Source organism: Neobacillus sp. DHD-1R, assembly GCF_057747995.1.
Genome location: NZ_CM173232.1, coordinates 4,045,398 through 4,065,400 on the forward strand (window position 1 = coordinate 4,045,398; position 20,003 = coordinate 4,065,400).

At 39.9% G+C, this 20,003-nt stretch carries 17 protein-coding genes and 1 other annotated feature; of the genes, 7 read left to right on the plus strand and 10 right to left on the minus strand.

What is annotated here, in order from left to right; genetic code table 11:
• Positions 1-37: 37 nt before the first annotated feature.
• Together AC3ANL_RS19965 and AC3ANL_RS19970 are read right to left on the minus strand one after the other, a co-directional pair.
• A complete protein-coding gene (locus tag AC3ANL_RS19965; protein ID WP_488326128.1) occupies positions 38-757 on the minus strand; it encodes a pseudouridine synthase in 720 nt (239 codons plus the stop codon).
• A complete protein-coding gene (locus AC3ANL_RS19970; protein ID WP_488326129.1) occupies positions 744-2,378 on the minus strand; it encodes a putative polysaccharide biosynthesis protein in 1,635 nt (544 codons plus the stop codon). The genes AC3ANL_RS19965 and AC3ANL_RS19970 overlap by 14 nt, the downstream gene beginning before the upstream one ends.
• A 203-nt stretch (positions 2,379-2,581) precedes the next feature.
• Between AC3ANL_RS19970 and AC3ANL_RS19975 the strand changes: the two genes are divergently transcribed.
• The gene (locus AC3ANL_RS19975; RefSeq protein WP_488326130.1) at positions 2,582-3,853 is read left to right on the plus strand and encodes a BaiN/RdsA family NAD(P)/FAD-dependent oxidoreductase; all 1,272 of its coding nucleotides are present in this window, start codon (positions 2,582-2,584) and stop codon (positions 3,851-3,853) included.
• Positions 3,854-3,859: 6 nt separating this feature from the next.
• Here the strand turns inward: AC3ANL_RS19975 and AC3ANL_RS19980 are convergent, their stop codons facing one another.
• Positions 3,860-4,045, minus strand: coding sequence for a sporulation protein Cse60 (locus tag AC3ANL_RS19980; RefSeq protein ID WP_488326131.1), 186 nt, complete (start codon positions 4,043-4,045; stop codon positions 3,860-3,862).
• A gap of 148 nt (positions 4,046-4,193) precedes the next feature.
• On the opposite strand from AC3ANL_RS19980, the gene AC3ANL_RS19985 reads away from it, so the two are divergent.
• Genes AC3ANL_RS19985 through AC3ANL_RS19995 form a run of 3 tightly spaced genes read left to right on the plus strand, consistent with a single transcriptional unit; the run spans position 4,194 to position 6,029 of the window.
• Positions 4,194-4,589, plus strand: coding sequence for a hypothetical protein (locus AC3ANL_RS19985; RefSeq protein WP_488326132.1), 396 nt, complete (start codon positions 4,194-4,196; stop codon positions 4,587-4,589).
• The gene (locus AC3ANL_RS19990; protein WP_488326133.1) at positions 4,589-5,467 is read left to right on the plus strand and encodes an FAD:protein FMN transferase; all 879 of its coding nucleotides are present in this window, start codon (positions 4,589-4,591) and stop codon (positions 5,465-5,467) included. The genes AC3ANL_RS19985 and AC3ANL_RS19990 overlap by 1 nt, the downstream gene beginning before the upstream one ends.
• Before the next feature lies 1 nt (position 5,468).
• Entirely contained in the window at positions 5,469-6,029 is a 561-nt protein-coding gene (locus AC3ANL_RS19995; protein ID WP_488326134.1) for a ferric reductase-like transmembrane domain-containing protein, read from the plus strand.
• A 236-nt stretch (positions 6,030-6,265) separates the two neighbouring features.
• Here AC3ANL_RS19995 and AC3ANL_RS20000 read toward each other — a convergent pair whose 3' ends face one another.
• Both AC3ANL_RS20000 and leuS read right to left on the minus strand, forming a co-directional pair.
• A complete protein-coding gene (locus tag AC3ANL_RS20000; RefSeq protein ID WP_488326135.1) occupies positions 6,266-6,580 on the minus strand; it encodes a rhodanese-like domain-containing protein in 315 nt (104 codons plus the stop codon).
• A gap of 134 nt (positions 6,581-6,714) precedes the next feature.
• Positions 6,715-9,132, minus strand: a complete 2,418-nt coding sequence (gene leuS, locus AC3ANL_RS20005) for a leucine--tRNA ligase (RefSeq protein WP_488326136.1) — start codon at positions 9,130-9,132, stop codon at positions 6,715-6,717.
• A 40-nt stretch (positions 9,133-9,172) separates the two neighbouring features.
• Positions 9,173-9,396 (minus strand) — a binding site (T-box leader).
• 365 nt (positions 9,397-9,761) lie between these two features.
• Here leuS and AC3ANL_RS20010 point away from each other — a divergent pair.
• Together AC3ANL_RS20010 and AC3ANL_RS20015 are read left to right on the plus strand one after the other, a co-directional pair.
• Positions 9,762-13,706, plus strand: coding sequence for a fibronectin type III domain-containing protein (locus AC3ANL_RS20010; RefSeq protein ID WP_488326137.1), 3,945 nt, complete (start codon positions 9,762-9,764; stop codon positions 13,704-13,706).
• A gap of 95 nt (positions 13,707-13,801) precedes the next feature.
• Complete coding sequence (locus AC3ANL_RS20015; protein WP_488326138.1) at positions 13,802-14,320, plus strand: hypothetical protein; 519 nt, start codon at positions 13,802-13,804, stop codon at positions 14,318-14,320.
• Positions 14,321-14,366: 46 nt separating this feature from the next.
• Here the strand turns inward: AC3ANL_RS20015 and AC3ANL_RS20020 are convergent, their stop codons facing one another.
• From AC3ANL_RS20020 to AC3ANL_RS20040, 5 genes are all read right to left on the minus strand, one after another.
• A complete protein-coding gene (locus AC3ANL_RS20020) occupies positions 14,367-15,563 on the minus strand; it encodes an MDR family MFS transporter (RefSeq protein ID WP_488326139.1) in 1,197 nt (398 codons plus the stop codon).
• Between the two features lie 304 nt (positions 15,564-15,867).
• Positions 15,868-17,319, minus strand: a complete 1,452-nt coding sequence (locus AC3ANL_RS20025; RefSeq protein ID WP_488326140.1) for an ammonia-forming cytochrome c nitrite reductase subunit c552 — start codon at positions 17,317-17,319, stop codon at positions 15,868-15,870.
• Between the two features lie 2 nt (positions 17,320-17,321).
• On the minus strand, positions 17,322-17,834 hold the full coding sequence (locus tag AC3ANL_RS20030) for a NapC/NirT family cytochrome c (RefSeq protein ID WP_488326141.1): 513 nt from the start codon (positions 17,832-17,834) through the stop codon (positions 17,322-17,324).
• A 354-nt stretch (positions 17,835-18,188) separates the two neighbouring features.
• Positions 18,189-18,368 carry a glycogen biosynthesis protein GlgD gene (locus AC3ANL_RS20035; RefSeq protein WP_488326142.1) on the minus strand — a complete coding sequence of 60 codons (180 nt, stop codon included), beginning with the start codon at positions 18,366-18,368 and terminating at the stop codon, positions 18,189-18,191.
• Between the two features lie 16 nt (positions 18,369-18,384).
• The gene (locus tag AC3ANL_RS20040; protein ID WP_488326143.1) at positions 18,385-18,648 is read right to left on the minus strand and encodes a YtzC family protein; all 264 of its coding nucleotides are present in this window, start codon (positions 18,646-18,648) and stop codon (positions 18,385-18,387) included.
• Between the two features lie 391 nt (positions 18,649-19,039).
• Here AC3ANL_RS20040 and mnmL point away from each other — a divergent pair, with 391 nt between their 5' ends.
• Positions 19,040-19,999 (plus strand): tRNA modification radical SAM protein MnmL/YtqA, encoded by a 960-nt coding sequence (gene mnmL, locus AC3ANL_RS20045; RefSeq protein ID WP_488326144.1) that lies wholly within the window; start codon positions 19,040-19,042, stop codon positions 19,997-19,999.
• Positions 20,000-20,003 lie beyond the last annotated feature (4 nt).

The window sequence follows — 20,003 nt, forward strand, 5'->3', positions numbered from 1 at the left end:
CAAAAAAGGACAAGGCTGGTGCCTTGTCCTTTTTTGATTACTTCACTTGATACTCTCTCAGTAACTCGACTTCTTCATCTGACAATTCCCGGTACTCTCCCAGTTCAAGAGTTTCGTCCAAGGGAAGAGGTCCCATGGAGATCCGTTTTAGATAAACGACCTTTTTCCCAACGGCTTCAAACATTCTCTTTACTTGATGAAACTTACCTTCAGTTATAGTTAACTCAATATCAGAGCGGATTCCAGATTTTAAGATGGTCAAGTCACCAGGTTTTGTTTCATAACCGTCATCCAGGGTTACCCCCTTGGCAAAAGCCACAACATCCGCTTCCGTCACTTCTCCCTCAATCACTGCAAAATACGTCTTAGGTACATGTTTCTTTGGTGACAGCAACCGATGGGCCAACTGACCATCATTAGTAATTAGCAATAACCCCTCAGTATCCTTGTCCAATCGCCCCACTGGAAACGGCTCATAGACCTGATCTTCGAGCTCCAATAAATCGATAACCGTTTCACTGTTATTATCTTCAGTTGCCGACAAAACCCCTTGTGGCTTATTCATCATTAAATAAATAAATTCCTTATATTCAATCACTTCACCATTCAAAGTAACCGTTTGTGTGTTCTCATCCACATGCTGTTTTGCATCCTTGACGGTAACATCATCCACTTTAACAGCACCGCTTTTTAGGAGCTGCTTAACTTCTTTACGGCTGCCATACCCAAGGTTTGCTAGCATTTTATCTATTCTCAACGCTTTTCCTCCTTCTTGGCAGCTTTAATTTTGTCATTAATTGCTCAATTCTATCCCCGAACAAACGGACAGCAAGCCCGGATTTTAACGCAAGGTAAAAATATATACTAGCACCGACAACAGCACTTATAAGAATCATCAACACAGACCCCATTTTGGATGCAGGAGAAAGGAATAATAGTAAAAGCTTATACATAAGCTCAGTTCCAACCCACATAAAACCAGCGAATATGACAATTAACAAGCTTCTGCGCCAGACAAGCCGATATTGATAACGTGAAAAGGTCTTAATAACGATCAGATTAATAACAATGGCTACAGTGTAACCAAGTGCTGTGGCTAAGACAGCCCCCCTTGTTTCAAACATTTTGATTAAAGGGATATTGATAGAAAGTTTTACTAACAATCCTACAAGTAAACTTAAGATGGTGAAGCGCTGTTCATTAATCCCTTGAAGAATAGCAGCCGTTACAGAATAGAGAGAGAACAAAATGGCTACAGGTGCATAAGCCGCTAATACTTGTGTTCCAAGTGGATCATGCTCATAAAACGCTGTATAAACAGGCTCAGCTAATAAAGAAAGTCCAATCGCTGCTGGCAATGTTAAAAATAATAAAACTTGAAAGGTCTGATTTAATTGACGGTTTAAGTTTTTCTGATCATTCTCAACAAATGCCTTCGTGATGCTGGGCACAAGTGTCAAGGAAAAGGCAGTTGCCAGCGAAACTGGAATGATCACAATTTTATGAGACTCAAAATTCAAGATACCAAAAGCAGTATCCGCCAATTTTTTGGCTACTCCCATTTCCGTCATTGCCCGTGTAAGGGTAAATTGATCAATGAATTGAAATAAAGGATTGGCAATTCCTACAAAAACGAAGGGCGCTGCATAAATAAAAATCTCTTTATAGATCTCCTTCAATGAGACATGGATGGTTCCTTTATCATGCTCTAATAGCTGGTCTAAATATGGTTTTCTTTTATACCAATACCAAAATAATACGAACAGTCCGCCGATGGCACCGATAAAGGCAGCAAATGTGGCAACACTAACTGCTGTTACAATGCTTCCATTTAAAAATTTTAGAACAATATAAGCACCCACCAGGGTAAAAGCAATTCTAACAATTTGTTCTACTACCTGAGATGCCGCAGACGGCCCCATTGATTGATGTCCCTGAAAGTAACCTCTTATTAAGCTCATAAAAGGAACTAGAATTAAGGCAAAACTAACAGCCCGGATAACAGTTATGATGGCATCTAACTGTTTTTCATCTGAATGACTCATTTCTGCTAGCAAAGGGGCAGCTAAATACATCACTAAGAACGCTGCAATACCAGTACTTAACATAACCACTATGCCAGATTTAAACAATTTTCTGCCAACGGCATACTCTTCTAAAGCGTTATACTTTGCAATAAATTTTGAAACGGCTAGCGGTACACCAGCTGTCGCGATACTAATAAAAATCGTATAAGGGACGTATGAATACGAATAAAGTTGTGTCCCTTCTTTACCGACAATTTGATAAAACGGAATAACATAAATTAACCCGATTACCTTGGAAAGTAATGTTCCAAGCGTTAATATAAAAGTTCCTCTTAAAAGCTTTGACTGCATAAAATCCCTTCCTACCCGAAGAAATACATTCGCGGTTTTACCAACAAATTCGACTTTTTTTGCACACTATTAGTAGTTTACAACTTCTTTTCCTCTGATGCCACTAACAATCGAGTTATTTTTTTGAAAAATAGGGTGGTTTTCGTTTTATTTTCACAAGATATGTTTATAATGAAGGGAATATATTTAAAGTTGGTGGAAAAGTGGATTATGATGTTATTGTCATTGGCGGCGGTCCATCCGGTTTAATGGCCGCCATTGCCGCTGGGGAAAAAGGGGCAAAGGTCCTGTTAATTGATAAAGGGGACAAGCTGGGCAGAAAGCTTGCTATATCCGGTGGCGGACGCTGCAATGTGACGAACCGCCTGCCAGTCGAAGAAATTATAAAGCACCTTCCTGGTAATGGGAAGTTTTTATATAGTGCTTTTTCGATCTTTAGTAATGAAGACATTATCAAATTTTTTGAAAAATTAGGGATTGCTTTAAAAGAAGAAGACCACGGGCGGATGTTCCCTGTTTCTAATAAAGCGCAGTCGGTTGTCGATGCACTTTTAGAACAATTAGAGAAACTTCGTGTAAAGGTTTTTAAAAATAGTCCCGTTGCAGATGTTCTCTATGAAAATGGAACTGTTTCAGCTGTGGTCTTAAAAGATGGCCAATATTTATCAGCGAAATCGATTGTTATTGCTGTTGGTGGAAAATCCGTCCCTCACACTGGATCGACAGGTGATGGCTATGCCTGGGCTAAAAAAGCTGGGCACACGATTACCGAATTGTTCCCTACAGAAGTTCCTGTCACGTCTAGCGAACCTTTTATAAAAAATAAAACTCTCCAAGGTTTAGCGTTAAGGGATATTAATGTAAGTGTATTGAATCCCAAGGGCAAACCAATTATCACGCATCGAATGGATATGCTGTTTACACATTTTGGCATCAGCGGTCCCGCCGTTCTTCGCTGCAGTCAGTTTGTAGTGAAAGCTATAAAAAAGTGGAATCTAAAAAACGTAACGATGTGCCTTGATGCCCTTCCAGATCAAACAGAAGAAGAGATTTTTCAAGAAATTATGAAACTCGTCAAAAGTGAACCTAAGAAAAGTATTAAAAACACCTTAAAAGGCCTCATTCCTGAGCGTTACCTTCTTTTTCTATTAGAAAATAGCGGCATTGATCCTGCTGAACAGGGCGGCACGATTTCTAATGAAAAAATCCGTAGTTTTACAAAAAGCTGCAAGCAATTTCCAATTCAAGTAAATGGCACTCTCCCCCTTGAAAAAGCATTTGTGACAGGAGGCGGAGTAACGGTGAAAGAAATAGAACCACAAACGATGGCATCTAAATTAATGAATGGACTTTATTTTAGCGGTGAGATTTTGGACATTCACGGTTACACAGGCGGATATAACATTACCTCCGCCCTAGTGACAGGCAGATTAGCTGGAACAAATGCCGCACTCTCTGCTAAAAATCGGGTTTGACAAACGTCAAGCCCGATAAATAATCATGGCTGAAAAACAATAAATCTGTTCTTCCTCTTCATCCTCTGGCATTGCTGCTACATTATATTTAATATCTAGCAGACTCTTTTCTTCTATTCGACTCAAAAAGCGATTCATTTCCGTTTCTAAATCCTTCTCATGCTCCCGATCAAACAACTTTACTTGTATCATTGGACTCTCCCTTTCTTTTTTACTATCATTATTCACTTATTTTCTGAATTTTAAAAATTAAATCCAAAAAAAAATTAAGTTTATTTTAAGGTTTAACTTGTAAACTGCAAGAAGTAAGACAAATGCAAGGATGAAAGGAGCATTAAGAATGGATAAAAAACGAAATATTTCTTGGGGAGTCAGCTTTGGCAGTTTAGCTATCGTAGCAGGAATGGTATCCTATTTGGGCTTAACAAATGGTGACAAAGCTACTTATCAAATGGTACTTAATCAGGGGCAGCAACCCAGCAATAATACAAATCAGCAATCACAAGATAGTTTTAACCTACAACCAGGTCAGGAATCTGGACAAGATTTTAATAATTCCTGGGCTGAAGATCGTTCATCGCAATTTGATCAAAATGAACAAGTACCGAATAATAATTTCGACAATGGCGGGCAAGACTTTGGCAATAGTAATCAGCAGCAGGATCAATTTTTCAATGGCGGTGGTCGATCATCCGGCCATAACCGTGGCTTTGATACAACAACAGGTGGTACCTAATGCATAATTATCGGTTCAATTCTATGAGTACAATAGTACAAATCTCTATTAATGATGAACTGTTTGCAAATGATATGATGCCAATTTATAAGCTATTTGAATTAATCGATCATACGTGCAGCCGATTCCGAGAAGATAGTGAACTATCACGGTTGAATCAACAAGTGGAGAAAGAAGTAAACGTCTCTAGTGAAATGTTTGCGATTTTGGAAGAAGCAGAACGATTTTATAAGGAAACAAGTGGTATTTTTAATCCTAATGTATTAAGAGCACTTGAAAACAGCGGTTATTCAAAATCAATCGAATTTATTAAAGACATGGGTGTAGATACAGTTGCTTATTCATCTACTGATTCTATGCCGTCAAAGCCATATACGCTTAACAAAGAGAAACAGGCAGTAACCTTGCATTCTAGAATCGATCTTGGTGGAATTGCAAAAGGCTGGGTCATCGATTGTGCTGCAACTTTGTTGAAAAAAATGGGCTATGGTTTTCTCAATGTTGGTGGAGATATTCGTATTTTTGGAGAATTGCCACGACCATTAAACATCGGAATTGAAAATCCATTTGAACCAGCGAAGATGATATCGTCGATCCAGGTGAAAAAAGGAGCAATAGCAACATCTACCACTATGAAAAGAAAATGGCTAGTGGATGGGAAATGGAAACATCACCTCATTGATACAAGAACTGGCAAGCCTTCGGAAAGCATAATTGTTTCCGCAACAATCACGGCCCACACTGCCTTAGAAGCAGATGTATGGGCAAAAACCGTTTTATTGCTTGGGAAAGAGCGGGGTCGAGATTGGATTACAAAGAAAGGATCTCACGCTGTTTTCATCAATCGAGACGGAGAGATCTGGAAAGGAGGAGCTTAAAATGGAAATGTTTGAATGGTATATGATTCGTGCGACAGGTACGGCAGCCTATCTATTACTTTACTTGTCTGTTATTATTGGACTTTATTCTCAAGTTCAGAAAAAACGGAAACAGAAAGTAACAACGACACTGTTTTTACATGAAGCTCTTTCTAATTGGGCTCTCTATCTTATTCTCGGACATGTATGCTTTTTATTAATTGATTCGTATATCTCGTTTCAATGGTTTGAAGTGCTGATTCCATTTCAAACCGACTTTAAACCATTGCCAATGGCCCTTGGTGGATTGTCCTTGTATTTTTTGATCATAACGATCATTACCTCAAAAGCACGAAAAAGGATTGGCTATCAAAAATGGCGGAAATTACATGCCTTAAATCCAATTTTATATATATTTGTTACCATCCACGGTCTATTTATTGGTACAGATTTTCAAGGTGGTGTGCTTGCAATCATCAATATCGTGCCCTTTATGATCATGGGAATTATGCTGATGAAAGAAAAGCGGAAGCGCCCTGGTCAGCGGCGTATGGCCTGGAGCGCTCCAACTGAGATAAGGTGAAACTTCAATCAGCGAACGTTCTTTTCGCTGATTGTTAGTTGAGCCGATCGGGTTCTTACGGGCAGTTAAGAATCTACTGCCCGTTAAACGCGATAAAGGAAACATGAAGAGCCGGAGGCGATTCGATGTTGACTTATCGTAGGGCGGAGAGCGAAGGACACTAGCCGCTAGGGCGCTGGAGCTAGACAATTCTCAAAGATCATGCAAAAAAAAAACCGATTCCAAATTGGAATCGGTTATTCTACGTATTCTGTTTCACCAGTCCAAGACATCATTCCGCCAACCATATTGCGAACTTTATATCCCTGTTCTTGAAGGTAGTAACATACATTCCCGCTGCGAGCGCTGGAGCGGCAGATAAAAATATATTCTTTATCCTTATCAAAATAGTCAAGGTTTGCAGGAATATCTCCCATCCGGATATGTTTAGCTCCTGGAATCATTCCAAATACTACTTCTTCATTTTCTCTAACATCCACAAGCTCAAGTTTTTCCCCTTCCTCGAGCTTCTTTTCTAAATCTTCTGGTGTAATTGTCTTAATTTCTTCCATCCCAATCATCCCTTCAGAAAACATCCTCCGTTTGCCAGGAGGATGTTCTATTTATTATATAAGAATTATAAGTTTTGGCCTCGAGAATTATCCTGCTCCAGCGCCCTAGCCGCTAGTGTCCTTCGCTTTTCTTTTTAGTTAGCAACAATGTTGACCAATTTACCTGGTACAGTTATGACTTTGCGAATAGTTTTTCCTTCAATCTGCTCTTTCACGCGGTCATCGTCCATGGCGATTCCTTCTAGTGCTTCCTTGCTAGCACCTGTTGGTACCATCAACTTAGTCTTTACTTTTCCATTCACTTGAATGACAATTTCGACCTCATCATCCACTAATTTTGCTTCATCATATGCTGGCCATGCCTCATAGGAAATGGTGCCGGAATGCCCAAGCATTTCCCAAAGCTCTTCTGCGATATGTGGACAAACAGGTGCAAGCAGCTTGACGAAACCTTCCATGTAATCTTTTGGAAGAACGGTTGCTTTATAAGCCTCATTAATAAATACCATCATTTGTGATATCGCTGTATTAAATCTTAAGCCTTCGTAATCTTCTGTTACCTTTTTCACGGTTTGATGGTATACCTTCTCTAAACTTGATCCATCCTCTGTTGACTGGACCTTAGGACTTACTGAACCATCCTCTTCCACTAATAATCGCCAGATACGATCCAAGAAGCGGCGAGAACCGTCTAAACCATTTGTAGACCAAGCAATCGATGCATCAAGTGGTCCCATAAACATTTCATACAAACGAAGAGTATCGGCACCATGACTGTCGACGATATCATCAGGATTTACTACATTTCCTTTTGACTTACTCATTTTTTCATTGCCTTCACCCAAAATCATTCCTTGATTGAAAAGCTTTTGGAATGGCTCTTTAGTTGGAACCACACCAATATCATATAAAAATTTATGCCAGAAACGTGCGTATAACAAGTGCAGCACGGCATGCTCTGCGCCGCCAATATAAATATCAACAGGCAGCCAATGATTTAATTTTTCCTGTGAGGCTAATGCTTGATCATTTTTCGGATCAATATAACGTAAATAGTACCAGCAGCTGCCAGCCCATTGCGGCATTGTATTTGTTTCGCGACGACCCTTCTTACCAGTTTCTGGATCGACTACATTTACCCAGTCGGCAATATTGGCCAGTGGAGATTCACCCGTACCAGATGGCTTAATATCTGTCGTTTTTGGTAATGTCAATGGCAGTTGATCTTCAGGAACAGCTGTCATCGTACCGTCTTCCCAATGAATAATTGGAATCGGTTCACCCCAATAACGCTGACGACTGAATAACCAATCCCGTAAGCGGAAGGTTACCTTTTTTGTACCGATCCCTTTTTGTTCCAACCAGGAAATCATGTTGGAAATGGCCTCTTCTTTATTTAACCCATTTAAGAATTCGGAATTGATATGTTCACCATCGCCAGTATAGGCTTCTGTCTCGACATCTCCACCGGCAACAACTGGCTTGATTGGTAAATTAAACTCTTTCGCAAATTCATAGTCACGTTCATCATGAGCTGGAACAGCCATGATCGCACCAGTGCCGTAACTTACTAATACATAATCCGCAATCCAGATTGGCATTTTTTCGCCATTAGCTGGGTTGATCGCATATGCACCAGTAAATACACCTGTTTTCTCTTTCGCCAAGTCAGTCCGCTCAAGATCACTCTTCGTTTTTACTTTATCTAAATAGGCATCCACGGAAGCGCGTTGTTCAGATGTTGTGATTTTAGTAACGAATGAATGTTCAGGAGCAAGAACAGCATAGGTCGCACCGAATAAGGTATCAGGACGAGTAGTGAAAACAGTGAAAGTTTCATCATGTCCATCAATTGCGAAGGTAACTTCAGCACCTTCAGAGCGTCCAATCCAGTTACGCTGCATCTCTTTCAAACTTTCAGGCCAATCTAACTCCTCTAGGTCTTCAAGTAAACGATCACCATAAGCAGTAATTTTTAACATCCATTGTTTCATTGGACGTCGTTCGACCGGATGGCCGCCGCGTTCACTTTTTCCATCAATAACTTCTTCATTAGCTAATACAGTCCCAAGCGCAGGACACCAGTTTACTGCTACCTCATCAATGTACGCAAGCCCTTTTTCCCAAAGCTTTAAAAAGATCCACTGCGTCCATTTGTAATACTCTGGATCTGTGGTATTCACTTCCCGATCCCAATCATAGGAAAAGCCAAGCGATTTAATTTGTCTTCGGAATGTATTAATATTCTTCTCTGTAAATTCGGCTGGATCGTTGCCTGTGTCCAACGCATACTGTTCCGCTGGTAATCCAAAGGCATCCCAGCCCATTGGATGAAGGACATTATAGCCTTGCATCCGTTTTAAGCGAGAAAGAATATCGGTTGCGGTATATCCCTCAGGGTGTCCAACATGAAGACCCGCTCCAGATGGATAAGGAAACATATCTAAAGCGTAGAATTTACGTTTATCATATTCTTCGCTTGTTTTAAAAGTTTTTTCTTTTTCCCATTTCTTTTGCCACTTCTGCTCGATTTGTTGGTGATTAAAGCTCATTACTTTTCCTCCTAAACAAAAATAAAAACCCCTCATCCCTAAAAGGGACGAGAGGATTGTATGTATCTTCCCGCGGTACCACCCACATTAGTGTTGTTAACACTCGCTTCATTCATCCTTAACGCGGAAAACGGCAAACATTACTGTTCGTTCATGCCTGCAACTCAAAGGCGAGTTCATGATGTACTCGGTTGACTTCCACCATCCGTCAACTCTCTATTGTTTCGAGTATGGACCACTACTACTCCAGATCACTGTTTTTTTGATATAAACTATTACGGTTATTGTATTAAATTTTCCGCGACTATGCAAGCAAACAAACACCTATTTTAAGGATAGCCAAATATCCAGCGCTTAAACCTGACAAGCTTTTGATAATCGCTTGAATAAACAATATTAACATTTGGTTTATATTGTTTACTATTTTAAAAAAATAAAAATTACCATAGAAATAGAATTGTCAAGTCCTAAAAATATTTATTTAATTCTTTTAAAGAACATATTGGTTCTTTATAAAGAAAGTATTATAATGTGGTTGAGATGAGCCATCCCCACTTAAACCCAGTAAAAACTACCCTGATTTGGTTCATTTTTGTTTATAAATTTACAGGGAGAGATGCTGATGCGCTATGATTAAGGTTAAAAAAATCAGTCAAAAAATTCAAATGAGTTTAATTGCAGGACTTTTGCTAGTTTCAACAATTCCTATAGCAGGAAACTTTTCCAACATGAACAAAGCTTTAGCAGCAGGGACGCCTGGAGGGACGCCTGACTATTGGACTACACCAAACTATGCTAATAGTCCACTGCCGGAATTGGATACTAATGGAAAGGTTGTTCCAAATACGGGTATGCGCAAATTTGTTGATACTTTACCGGGATTAGGTGCAAAAAATGCTAATAATCTAGGACAGTATATCCCCATTGCGATACCAGATACTACTACGTATCCTGGATCAGATTACTATGAAATTTCGCTAGTTGAATATAGCGAACAATTGCACAGTGATTTGCCGAAAACCAAGCTTCGGGGATATGAGCAGACAAATACAACCGATCCTACGGTCAAGAACCATCCAAGTTATTTCGGCCCGACGATTATCGCTCATAAGGACCGCCCAGTTCGCGTGAAATTTACCAACGCCCTTCCTACTGGAAGTAAGGGTGACCTGTTCCTGCCAGTAGATACTTCATTGATGGGTGCTGGAATGGGACCCGATGGCCAAAATATGTATACACAAAATCGGGCAACCCTTCACTTACATGGTGGGATTACTCCCTGGATTAGTGATGGCACTCCACACCAATGGATCACCCCTGCTGGTGAAAATACTCCGTATCCAAAAGGAATCAGCGTTAGGAATGTTCCTGACATGCCTGATCCGGGCGATGGCTCGATGACGTTTTTTTACACTAACCAACAAAGTGCCCGATTAATGTTTTACCATGATCACTCATATGGAATTACCCGTTTAAATGTATATGGCGGTGAAGCTGCCGGTTACCTGATCACAGATGATGTAGAACAGGACTTAATTAAAAGAGGAATTATTCCGGATGATAATTCAACAATGCCTTTGATTATCCAGGATAAAACCTTTGTACCAACTGATAATCAGTTAGCAGCTACGGATCCAACTTGGGATAAAACCAAATGGGGCGGTTTTGGTCAATTATGGTTCCCGCACGTTTATATGCCAAACCAGAACCCATATGATATGTCGGGTGCAAACCCCATGGGCCGCTGGGATTACGGTCCATGGTTCTGGCCGCCAAATACAGGTTTAAAAAATGGACCAGTAGACAACCCGTTGGCAGGTCAACCTGGACAGGCACCAAAAAATCCAGGTGTACCCGATGTTTCAACGTCACCTGAAGCATTTATGGATACTCCTGTCATTAACGGTACAGCCTATCCTACCTTAACCGTTGATCCAAAGGCCTATCGCTTCAAAATTTTGAATGCCGCTAATGATAGAATGTGGAATTTACAATTCTATAAGGCTGCTTCAAATACTAAGATGTGGAAAGCAAACGGCACCTTAAATAATGCAAATGCCGGTGAAGTAAAAATGGTTACTGCTGTGACGACACCTGGCTTCCCGACAACTTGGCCAACAGACGGACGAGACGGGGGAGTTCCAGATCCAACAACTGTTGGACCTAATATGATTCAAATTGGTAATGATAGCGGTTTTTTACCGAAACCGGCTGTATTACCTAATCAGCCGATTGATTACGAGTATGGCCGAAGAAGTATCACCGTTCTAAACGTTTCAAGCAAGACGCTTCTTTTAGGTCCTGCTGAAAGAGCCGATGTGGTCGTTGACTTTAGTAAATATGCTGGTCAAACACTTATTCTTTATAATGATGCTCCTGCTCCCGTCCCGGCTTTTGACCCGCGTTACGATTATTACACAGGAGATCCTGACCAATCCGTAACTGGTGAAAATACAGGTGGTGCGCCAACTACTCAACCTGGATATGGTCCGAATACACGCACCATCATGCAGATTAAAGTTGCAAATACAACGCCCGCATCGGAATATAATATTACCCAATTAAACACCGAACTTCCTAAAGCCTTTAATACAGGTCAAAATCAGCTCATTTACAATAATAAGATCTACGGTCAGAATGATCCTAAAAATGATCCATTAGGAAAATGGGTCAATATTCAAGATAATTCAACTACCTTCAATGTACCAGGAACTTCAAAAACCGTTACGATGGATTTAACTCCAAAGGCCATTGCTGAGGAATTCGAACAAAATTATGGCAGAATGAATGCAACACTGGGGACGGAAATGCCGAATACGAACTTCCAGAATCAAACTACCATTATGCTCGGATATGTTGACCCGACAACCGAAAACATGACTGACTCTATGGCACCAATCGGTGAAATGGGTGATGGAACCCAGATTTGGAAGATTACTCACAACGGGGTTGATACGCATGCGATTCATTTCCACCTGTTTGATGTTCAGTTAATCAACCGAGTTGGCTGGGATGGATCAATTCGAATGCCAGACGAGAATGAAAGAGGCTGGAAGGACACGGTAAGGATGAATCCTCTTGAGGATTGTATCGTAGCACTAAGACCAGTGGCACCAAAAATACCATTTGGAATCCCTGACAGCATAAGGCTGCTAGACCCGGCAATGCCCATTCATTCAACTGGGCAATTTATGAACGTGGATCCATTAACAGGAAATCCAGTGACAGTTACCAATGAAATGACAAACTTTGGATGGGAATATATATGGCACTGTCATTTATTAGGTCATGAAGAGAATGATATGATGCGTTCGTATCATTTTACTTACAATGCCCTCCCACCAGCGGCATCTGTATTAAAAGCAGCCAGGGCAGTTGATGGTGCCGTGAACTTAAGTTGGAACGATCCTACACCTATTGATTATACAAAATTGGAAACATTTGGAAATAAATCTAATGAAGTTGGCTATAATGTCATGCGCGCAGCGATTACAAACGGGACATTAGGAACTTTCGAAAAAATAAGCTCTGTTTTAGCAAATAATACAACTTTCACAGATACTACATCCGATCCATATACAAAATACAGCTATCGTATTGACGCATATAATCCCGCTACAGATACGCCGAATTCAACAGACCCTAACTCGATGTACAAGGGCGGGACGCCTTCTAATATAGCTGATGTCGATGCCCTCCCATTTGCTCCTACGGATTTAAAGGTTGCTGCAAATGGTCAGCAAGCAGACTTATCATGGACGGATAATGCCTCAGATGAAAAAGGATTTGTTGTGGAACGGTCTATAGACGGGGTCAAGTTTGAGGTTATTGCAACGCCAGGACCATTGGCTGATACTGGAACCGTGTCCTTTACTGATGATACAGTTGCCTCTGATTCGGTTTACAGTTATCGTGTTAAAGCGGTTAATGGTGCATTGGAATCAGCATACTCCAATACTGTAAGTGTGACTTTTGGAAACCCATTGCCAATTGCACCAACGGCCTTAACTGCCACGTTGCAAGATGGCCCAAGTATTAACTTAGCTTGGACCGATAACGCAAATGATGAGACAGGATTTGTAATTGAACGATCCTCCGATGGGGGTCAGAATTATAAAGCCATAACAACCAGACCTGCACTAAATGGAACAGGATCCATGAGTTATTCAGACACAAATGTTGCTCTAAATACAACCTACACCTACCGTGTAAAGGCAATGAAGGGAAGCTTTTCGTCTGAATTTACAAATACAGCTCAAGTAACCGTACCTAATCCGCCTGCGGCGCCTGCTAATTTAATTGGATCTTCGCCAACATCTAAGGGGTCAAATAACGGATCTTTAGTGATTTCCTGGAAAGCGCCACCTGGTCCTGTAACAGGGTATGTAGTGCAAATCTCAACAGATAGAAGATTTACTACTATTAGTGGGACCTATAAGTATCCAAATACAACAACTACGACAACATTAACTAGTTTAAGAAAGGGTACTACTTATTATTTCCGAATTCAAGCAGTGAACCAGTCTGGTTCTTCCCCTTGGACTGCAAGTACGAATGGTGTTGAAATTAGGTAACTAGGTAATGTGGATGTTCCAAAAGTTCGCTTTTTTTCGAATATCCACTTTCCTACAACAATGTAATGTTTAGTTTTAAAAAAGGAGGTACATGAATGAAAAAACGAAGTATCTATGTATCTGTATTTATAGCTTTGCTATTGATACTGGGATCAACCGTTGCAATACAGTATAGCAGCAGTGCTTTTGCCAAGAGTAAAGTGCCTGACACTGCACCTGCTGTTGATGCAAAAGCAAATATGTCTAAATACTCAGTGCAATCCAAGGGGAACTCTGATAATCCCACTATTAGAAAGAGCCGATTAAAAGAAATGAATGTGGTAAGTGAAGCAGCGAAAGTTTTTAATGTATTACCTATAAAGATTATAGAAGAAATGAAAAATGGCAAAACTTTATTTGAAATCGCCAAAAGTAAAGGTTTAACGAAGGAAGAATTTTTACAGAAATTAACGGATGTAGATAATCAGATTGTGGATTCGGCCACTAAAGCTGGAACGATCACTCAAGATCATGCCACTGCCTTAAAACAAGGACAAAAGGATCGTTTAACAAAGAGCCTTGATTTAAAGGCTGTAGACGTGAATGACCACATGGCAATGGATATGGGGAACTAATAAATGCTAAAAGTGCGAATGAGTCTATTCGCACTTTTTTCTTACTTTATAGATTAACGGGATGATTCCTGACCGGCCGGATTTTCTTCTTAAGAACTCGATCATAAGTTAAAGTCGTCACGATGGCAACCAGGAAAAGTCCAACAAGGACAAAGAATAATGTGGACATGCCGTATAAATCCACCAGCACTCCACCCAGTAATGGACCAATCATTCTTCCGCCTGTTGCCGTGCTGTTAACAATACCTTGATAAAAGCCTTCGCGTCCTTTTGGTGCTAAATCAAATGCAACAGTTGGGACTGCTGGCCAAATAAACATCTCACCAATGGTTAAAATCACCATTGCGACTACGAAGCCTGAAAAAGCACTAGCTTTTCCGGCAATCAAAAATGAAATAATGAAAATACCAATCCCAATCAACATTTGCAGTCTTAGCGATGCTGTAAGATGCTTTAATAAACCGTTTAAAAGCGGCTGACCAAGGACGATGATTGCACCGTTAAGCGTCCATAATAGACTATATTGTGTCAATGAAATATTAATTTCCTGTGTATAAGAAGCAATCGTTGTAGTCCATTGACTATAGGCTACCCAACAAAGTAAATAACCCAAGCAAACAATAAGCAAAGCCTGCAAATTCATTCTGCTAGTTATACCCTTTACTTCCTTTTCCTTAAGTTCTTCCTTTTTAGACTCTACAGAGATTCCTTTATATCCAAAAACAGCAATAAATAAAAAAATCACATACATGATAGCATTCGCCAAGAAAATTAGTTGAAACGAATAACCAGCTACTAAACCGCCAAGAGACGCTCCGATCGCAACACCAAGGTTTTGCGCCACATAAAGGGCATTAAAAGATTTCCGTCCGCCCTCTTTCCAAACTGAACCGGCCATCGCATACATTGCTGGAAAAATGATTCCTGTTCCAAAACCAGCGATGGTTAAAAAAACAATATATTCCGGCCAGCTATGCCAGATAGATAAACCGATGAGTGCAGCAAGGGAAATACTAATTCCCCAAATAATCGATTTATAGCCGCCAATTTTATCAAATAAATGACCGCCATAGAGATTGCCGATTACATTTGCGCCCGAATTAAGCATTAGAACAATCCCAGCAACAGATAAGGACTTTCCTAAATAATCGTGAATATAGATTGTATTTAAAGGCCATAAAAAAGAAGAGCCTATTACATTCACTGCCATCCCGATAATTAAAAGCCACAAGGCACGAGGCATGAAAAACGCTCCTTTACCATTAACGTTTCGATTTCCAAAGCTTTATTCTATTCCAATATCGGTTCAGGTGCAATCGTTTTTCGTTATCCATAAAGATGTACAAAGATTCCACCAACTCTATAAATTCTGCCTGCTTTTCAATGGAAGAGTGTGAATTGACACATTTCCTCCATTTTGGGAGAATAAACAAAAGAAAACACTGCTCCTTAGATAGAAACAGTGTTTTTTCATATGATTTTTATTTAGGCTCTTTCCACTCTTATTCCTTCTTGGCGGGACGAATAAGAATTTAGATGGAAAGGGTTTATTTTTTTGGTACTGCTGGTACCACTGGTGCTTGTGCTGGGAAATAACTATTTACCGCCTTGTCTTTTTTCTTCTCATTCACTTTTTCATCCAAGACAGCTTTTTTCACCCTGTCAATTTCCTGATCAAGCTCTTCCATATTGACGCCTTTTTTCACAAGTTCTTCTGTTGCCAAGTGAATGGCATAATTTGATTGGACAACTGATTCTCTTAATGAATCCATGGATCCTTGTGGATTATGGAAGCCTGCAGAGTTTTCGGCAGCAATGATATCCCAGAACCATTGACCTTTACGAACAAATTCTTGGGCCTGCTTGATTTTCTCCTGACTCACGCCTGATGTTATCATTTTGTTTACATAATAGTGTGAGGTTGTAGAAATGTCTTGTGCTTCGTGTAATGCATTTACGTTTGCTTCTTGAATTTCGAGAACTCGATCTTTTAATTTATCTAAATCACGATCACCGTGACACTGTCCGCAAGATGTTTGCATCGTTTTAAGTGGCGAAGTCCACCAGTGTGAGGTGATTTTTCGTTTTCCATCTACTCGTTCATATGGCATATGGCAATCTGCACAAGATACATTCGCCTTTCCATGTGTCCCCGACATATGTGTTTCGAATTCTGGATGCTGTGATTTTAATATTGGTGTTCCAGAAATATTACTAATCCAGTCTTTTTCAAAACCTTTTTCTTTGGCAATCGTGCTGTAATATTCATACATTTCTTCTGGTTTAAAGCCTTTTGTCCATGGGAATGTGACTTCACTATTATCTGCTGCAAAATAATATTCAACATGGCATTGGCCGCAAACATAATTACGCATATCATTCTTCGTTGGGTTTGACGTATCAACCCCCTTAGCCTGTAAAGCTTTATAAAAGCTTGGACGAGTCACACGTAAGTCCATGGTTTTTGGATCATGACAATCGGAGCAGCCGATTGGTGAGTGACCCATTGCTTCACCCTTTGGCCAAATATCTTTATTAAAATTAGCGCTCCAATAGCTGTCTCCCATTTCTTCGATCATTTTTGGTACAGCTGTTGATTTACACGTGTAACAAGAGCCAACGGATTTATCAGTAATCCGTTTAATGTTACGAATATCTTCTAACGCGTAAGTATGACCGCGCTCTTCATTGTATTCTGTCGCAAATCCGTAACCATTAAAAAGAATTGGTAACAATGGTTCTTTATCTGTGTCAAACTTACTGCGTTTTTCTGAACCGCCGTAAGTAGTATCTTCCATCTTTTCATTCTTTTTATAACTATTATATTGAAGTGGAAATAAATCTTTAAATGCTTCATTGCTGATCTCATCAGCCGATAGGCCAGTCGTCTTCTTACCTGCTGCTGAAGCTGATTTCTCACTGGAATCATTGCTGCAGCCAGTAACAATCAACACAAAAGCGAGCAAAAGAAGATATGCCCCATAATGGAACCTTCCCATTCTTAAAATCCTCCCTTATTTTCTAATAACTCTCCTGATACAGGTGGCTTATTATAGTGATCATCTTTAAAGCCTTTCCCGTGTGGTACTGTTTTGTGACAGGAGACGCAGTTCTCTTTTGCATCATGAGAGACATTGGTAATGGTACTCTTATGACAGGAGATACAGTTTTCATTGATTACTTTCATCGTTCTGTCTGTCGCTTCAATTACATTTGGAATATCCTTTGTGCCCATTGAATTGTAATACACGTGAGTCATCCCAGCGCGTCCCTTAAAAAATAATTTACCTACCTCACTCTTGTGTGGTAAATGGCAGTCATTACACTGTAATTCTGCATGTGTCGAATCCATAAATGACGTATACACATTTTTCATCGTATGGCAGTTCTGACAAAAACCAGGTGAATCCAGATAGGCCATTGTTTTTACGGTTGAAAATGATAAAAATACACCAATTAACAGTGCTAAGACAATTAGAAATTTTTTGTTCGTCTTTAGAAGCTTCTTAAACATTCCTTCACCTCCCATTTATCTTTAATCTCTATATATTTATTAAAGTACCTAGGATACCTTAATCGCTAATGAACCACGCTTATGAATGGAATTTTCAAATTCATTACCTTATTTAAAACATGTAAATTGGACCCATTCTGTGAGCTACGTCACAAACTAAACTTGAGTTGTTTCCAAAGTGTGAACGAGATTTTTCTTCTATTTTCATGTTGTTTTTATTATAAAATTGGCATATAGACCACTCCTATCTGTTTTTTTGCTATCCAGAGTCCATTTTGTGTTGACTTTAATAAATTGTGAACAAAAATCAAAAAAAGATCCCTCAACGAATTGGTTGAGAGATCTTTTTTGATTTTAGGATGATTGTCCATTTTCTTGATGCATTTTAGATTTAACCGGCTGTCCACCAGAGTTCTCATATTTCTTTTTCGCTTGTTTTACTACATCAAAGTCCTGTCCAACTTCAAGATCTTGATTGTTAACACCATTACGTGTTTTTTGTTCAGGATTATTCATTTTAGAACGTTTTTTCAAAAAGGATCTCCTCCTCTTAATGTGCTTCAATAATCATTGAATTCTGAAGCTGTTGAACCTGTAGTCGCATTCTATGGAGCTGTTCACGCTGCTGCGAATTGGCACTATGGGCGATTTTGGCAATTTCTTGATAGGTGTCCTCTAGCTGTTGCAAAGCCTTAGTATAATCGTCGTCGTTATAATGCTCTTGAAGACTGCTTTGCTTGTATTGTTCCTCAGCATAGCGAACAGTGTCCTCAACCTGCTGCATTAAATTATCCATCGACTCTCGAGTGGCCATCTAAAAACCCCCTTTATGATGTTGCACATCCCTTATGTGAAGCACACACTGCTTCATTTCTTATTGTGTTCTCCATTCTTTTTCCTATAACATAAACAGTTGGATAATTTTTGCCAGCTTTATAAGAAAAGCGCAAGCGCCCTGGTCAGTGGCGTATGGCCTGGAGCGCTCCAACTGAGATAAAGGAAACACGAAGAGCCGGAGGCGATTCGATGTTGACTTATCGTAGGGCGGAGAGCGAAGGACACTAGCCGCTAGGGCGCTGGAGCTGGACAATTCTCGAAGTTACAACTTATAAATTCTTATTATGAAACAATTACAATTGGAATGCTAATTAGTTCATGTTAAAATAGAATTTATGCATTCTTTATATTAAAAGGAGGTTTTCTGAATGCTTCAGACAAAACCTTTTCTATATGCTTCAGATGATAAACGTTACCATACATGGAATTACCACTTGCGCCAGCACTTTGGTCATAAGGTTTTTAAAGTAGCCCTTGATGGCGGCTTTGACTGTCCGAATCGAGATGGTACCGTCGCACATGGCGGCTGCACCTTCTGCAGTGCTGCTGGTTCTGGTGACTTTGCTGGAAACCGGGTTGAGACCCTCGAAACTCAATTCAAGGAAATAAAAGAAAAAATGCATACTAAATGGAAAGATGGCAAATATATGGCCTACTTTCAAGCTTTCACGAATACCCATGCACCTGTAGACGTTCTTCGTGAAAAATATGAAACTGCCCTTAAACAAGATGGTGTTGTAGGATTATCCATTGCCACCCGTCCTGATTGTTTGCCTGATGATGTCGTTGAGTATTTGGCTGAATTAAATGAACGAACTTATTTATGGGTCGAGCTGGGACTGCAGACCGTTCATGAACGAACTGCCCTACTGATTAATCGTGCCCATGATTTTCAGTGTTATATGGAAGGCGTCAATAAATTAAGAAAACATGGCATTCGCATTTGCTCTCATATTATTAATGGGCTTCCGCTTGAATCCTATGACATGATGATGGAAACAGCACGTGAAGTGGCTAAACTAGATGTACAGGGAATTAAAATCCATTTACTTCATTTGCTAAAAGGCACACCAATGGTGAAACAATATGAAAAAGGCATGCTCGAATTCCTTACTCAAGAAGACTATGTGAATTTAGTATGTGACCAATTAGAAATTTTACCACCAGAAATGGTTGTTCATCGTATTACGGGCGATGGTCCGATTGATTTGATGGTTGGTCCAATGTGGAGTGTCAATAAGTGGGAAGTATTAAATGCTATTGATGCAGAATTGAAGCGCAGGGACAGCTGGCAAGGCAAATTTTTTCAAGTGGAATTGAGGGAGTAATCCC

Coding starts and splice junctions, on each gene's coding strand:
- AC3ANL_RS19985 (WP_488326132.1), top strand. CDS start 4,194: ATGGATAAAAAACGAAATATTTCTTGGGGAGTCAGCTTTGGCAGTTTA.
- AC3ANL_RS19970 (WP_488326129.1), bottom strand. CDS start 2,378: ATGCAGTCAAAGCTTTTAAGAGGAACTTTTATATTAACGCTTGGAACA.
- AC3ANL_RS20025 (WP_488326140.1), bottom strand. CDS start 17,319: ATGGGAAGGTTCCATTATGGGGCATATCTTCTTTTGCTCGCTTTTGTG.
- AC3ANL_RS20030 (WP_488326141.1), bottom strand. CDS start 17,834: ATGTTTAAGAAGCTTCTAAAGACGAACAAAAAATTTCTAATTGTCTTA.
- AC3ANL_RS20040 (WP_488326143.1), bottom strand. CDS start 18,648: ATGGCCACTCGAGAGTCGATGGATAATTTAATGCAGCAGGTTGAGGAC.
- AC3ANL_RS20010 (WP_488326137.1), top strand. CDS start 9,762: ATGATTAAGGTTAAAAAAATCAGTCAAAAAATTCAAATGAGTTTAATT.
- mnmL (WP_488326144.1), top strand. CDS start 19,040: ATGCTTCAGACAAAACCTTTTCTATATGCTTCAGATGATAAACGTTAC.
- AC3ANL_RS19995 (WP_488326134.1), top strand. CDS start 5,469: ATGGAAATGTTTGAATGGTATATGATTCGTGCGACAGGTACGGCAGCC.
- leuS (WP_488326136.1), bottom strand. CDS start 9,132: ATGAGCTTTAATCACCAACAAATCGAGCAGAAGTGGCAAAAGAAATGG.
- AC3ANL_RS19980 (WP_488326131.1), bottom strand. CDS start 4,045: ATGATACAAGTAAAGTTGTTTGATCGGGAGCATGAGAAGGATTTAGAA.
- AC3ANL_RS19990 (WP_488326133.1), top strand. CDS start 4,589: ATGCATAATTATCGGTTCAATTCTATGAGTACAATAGTACAAATCTCT.
- AC3ANL_RS20015 (WP_488326138.1), top strand. CDS start 13,802: ATGAAAAAACGAAGTATCTATGTATCTGTATTTATAGCTTTGCTATTG.
- AC3ANL_RS20000 (WP_488326135.1), bottom strand. CDS start 6,580: ATGGAAGAAATTAAGACAATTACACCAGAAGATTTAGAAAAGAAGCTC.
- AC3ANL_RS20020 (WP_488326139.1), bottom strand. CDS start 15,563: ATGCCTCGTGCCTTGTGGCTTTTAATTATCGGGATGGCAGTGAATGTA.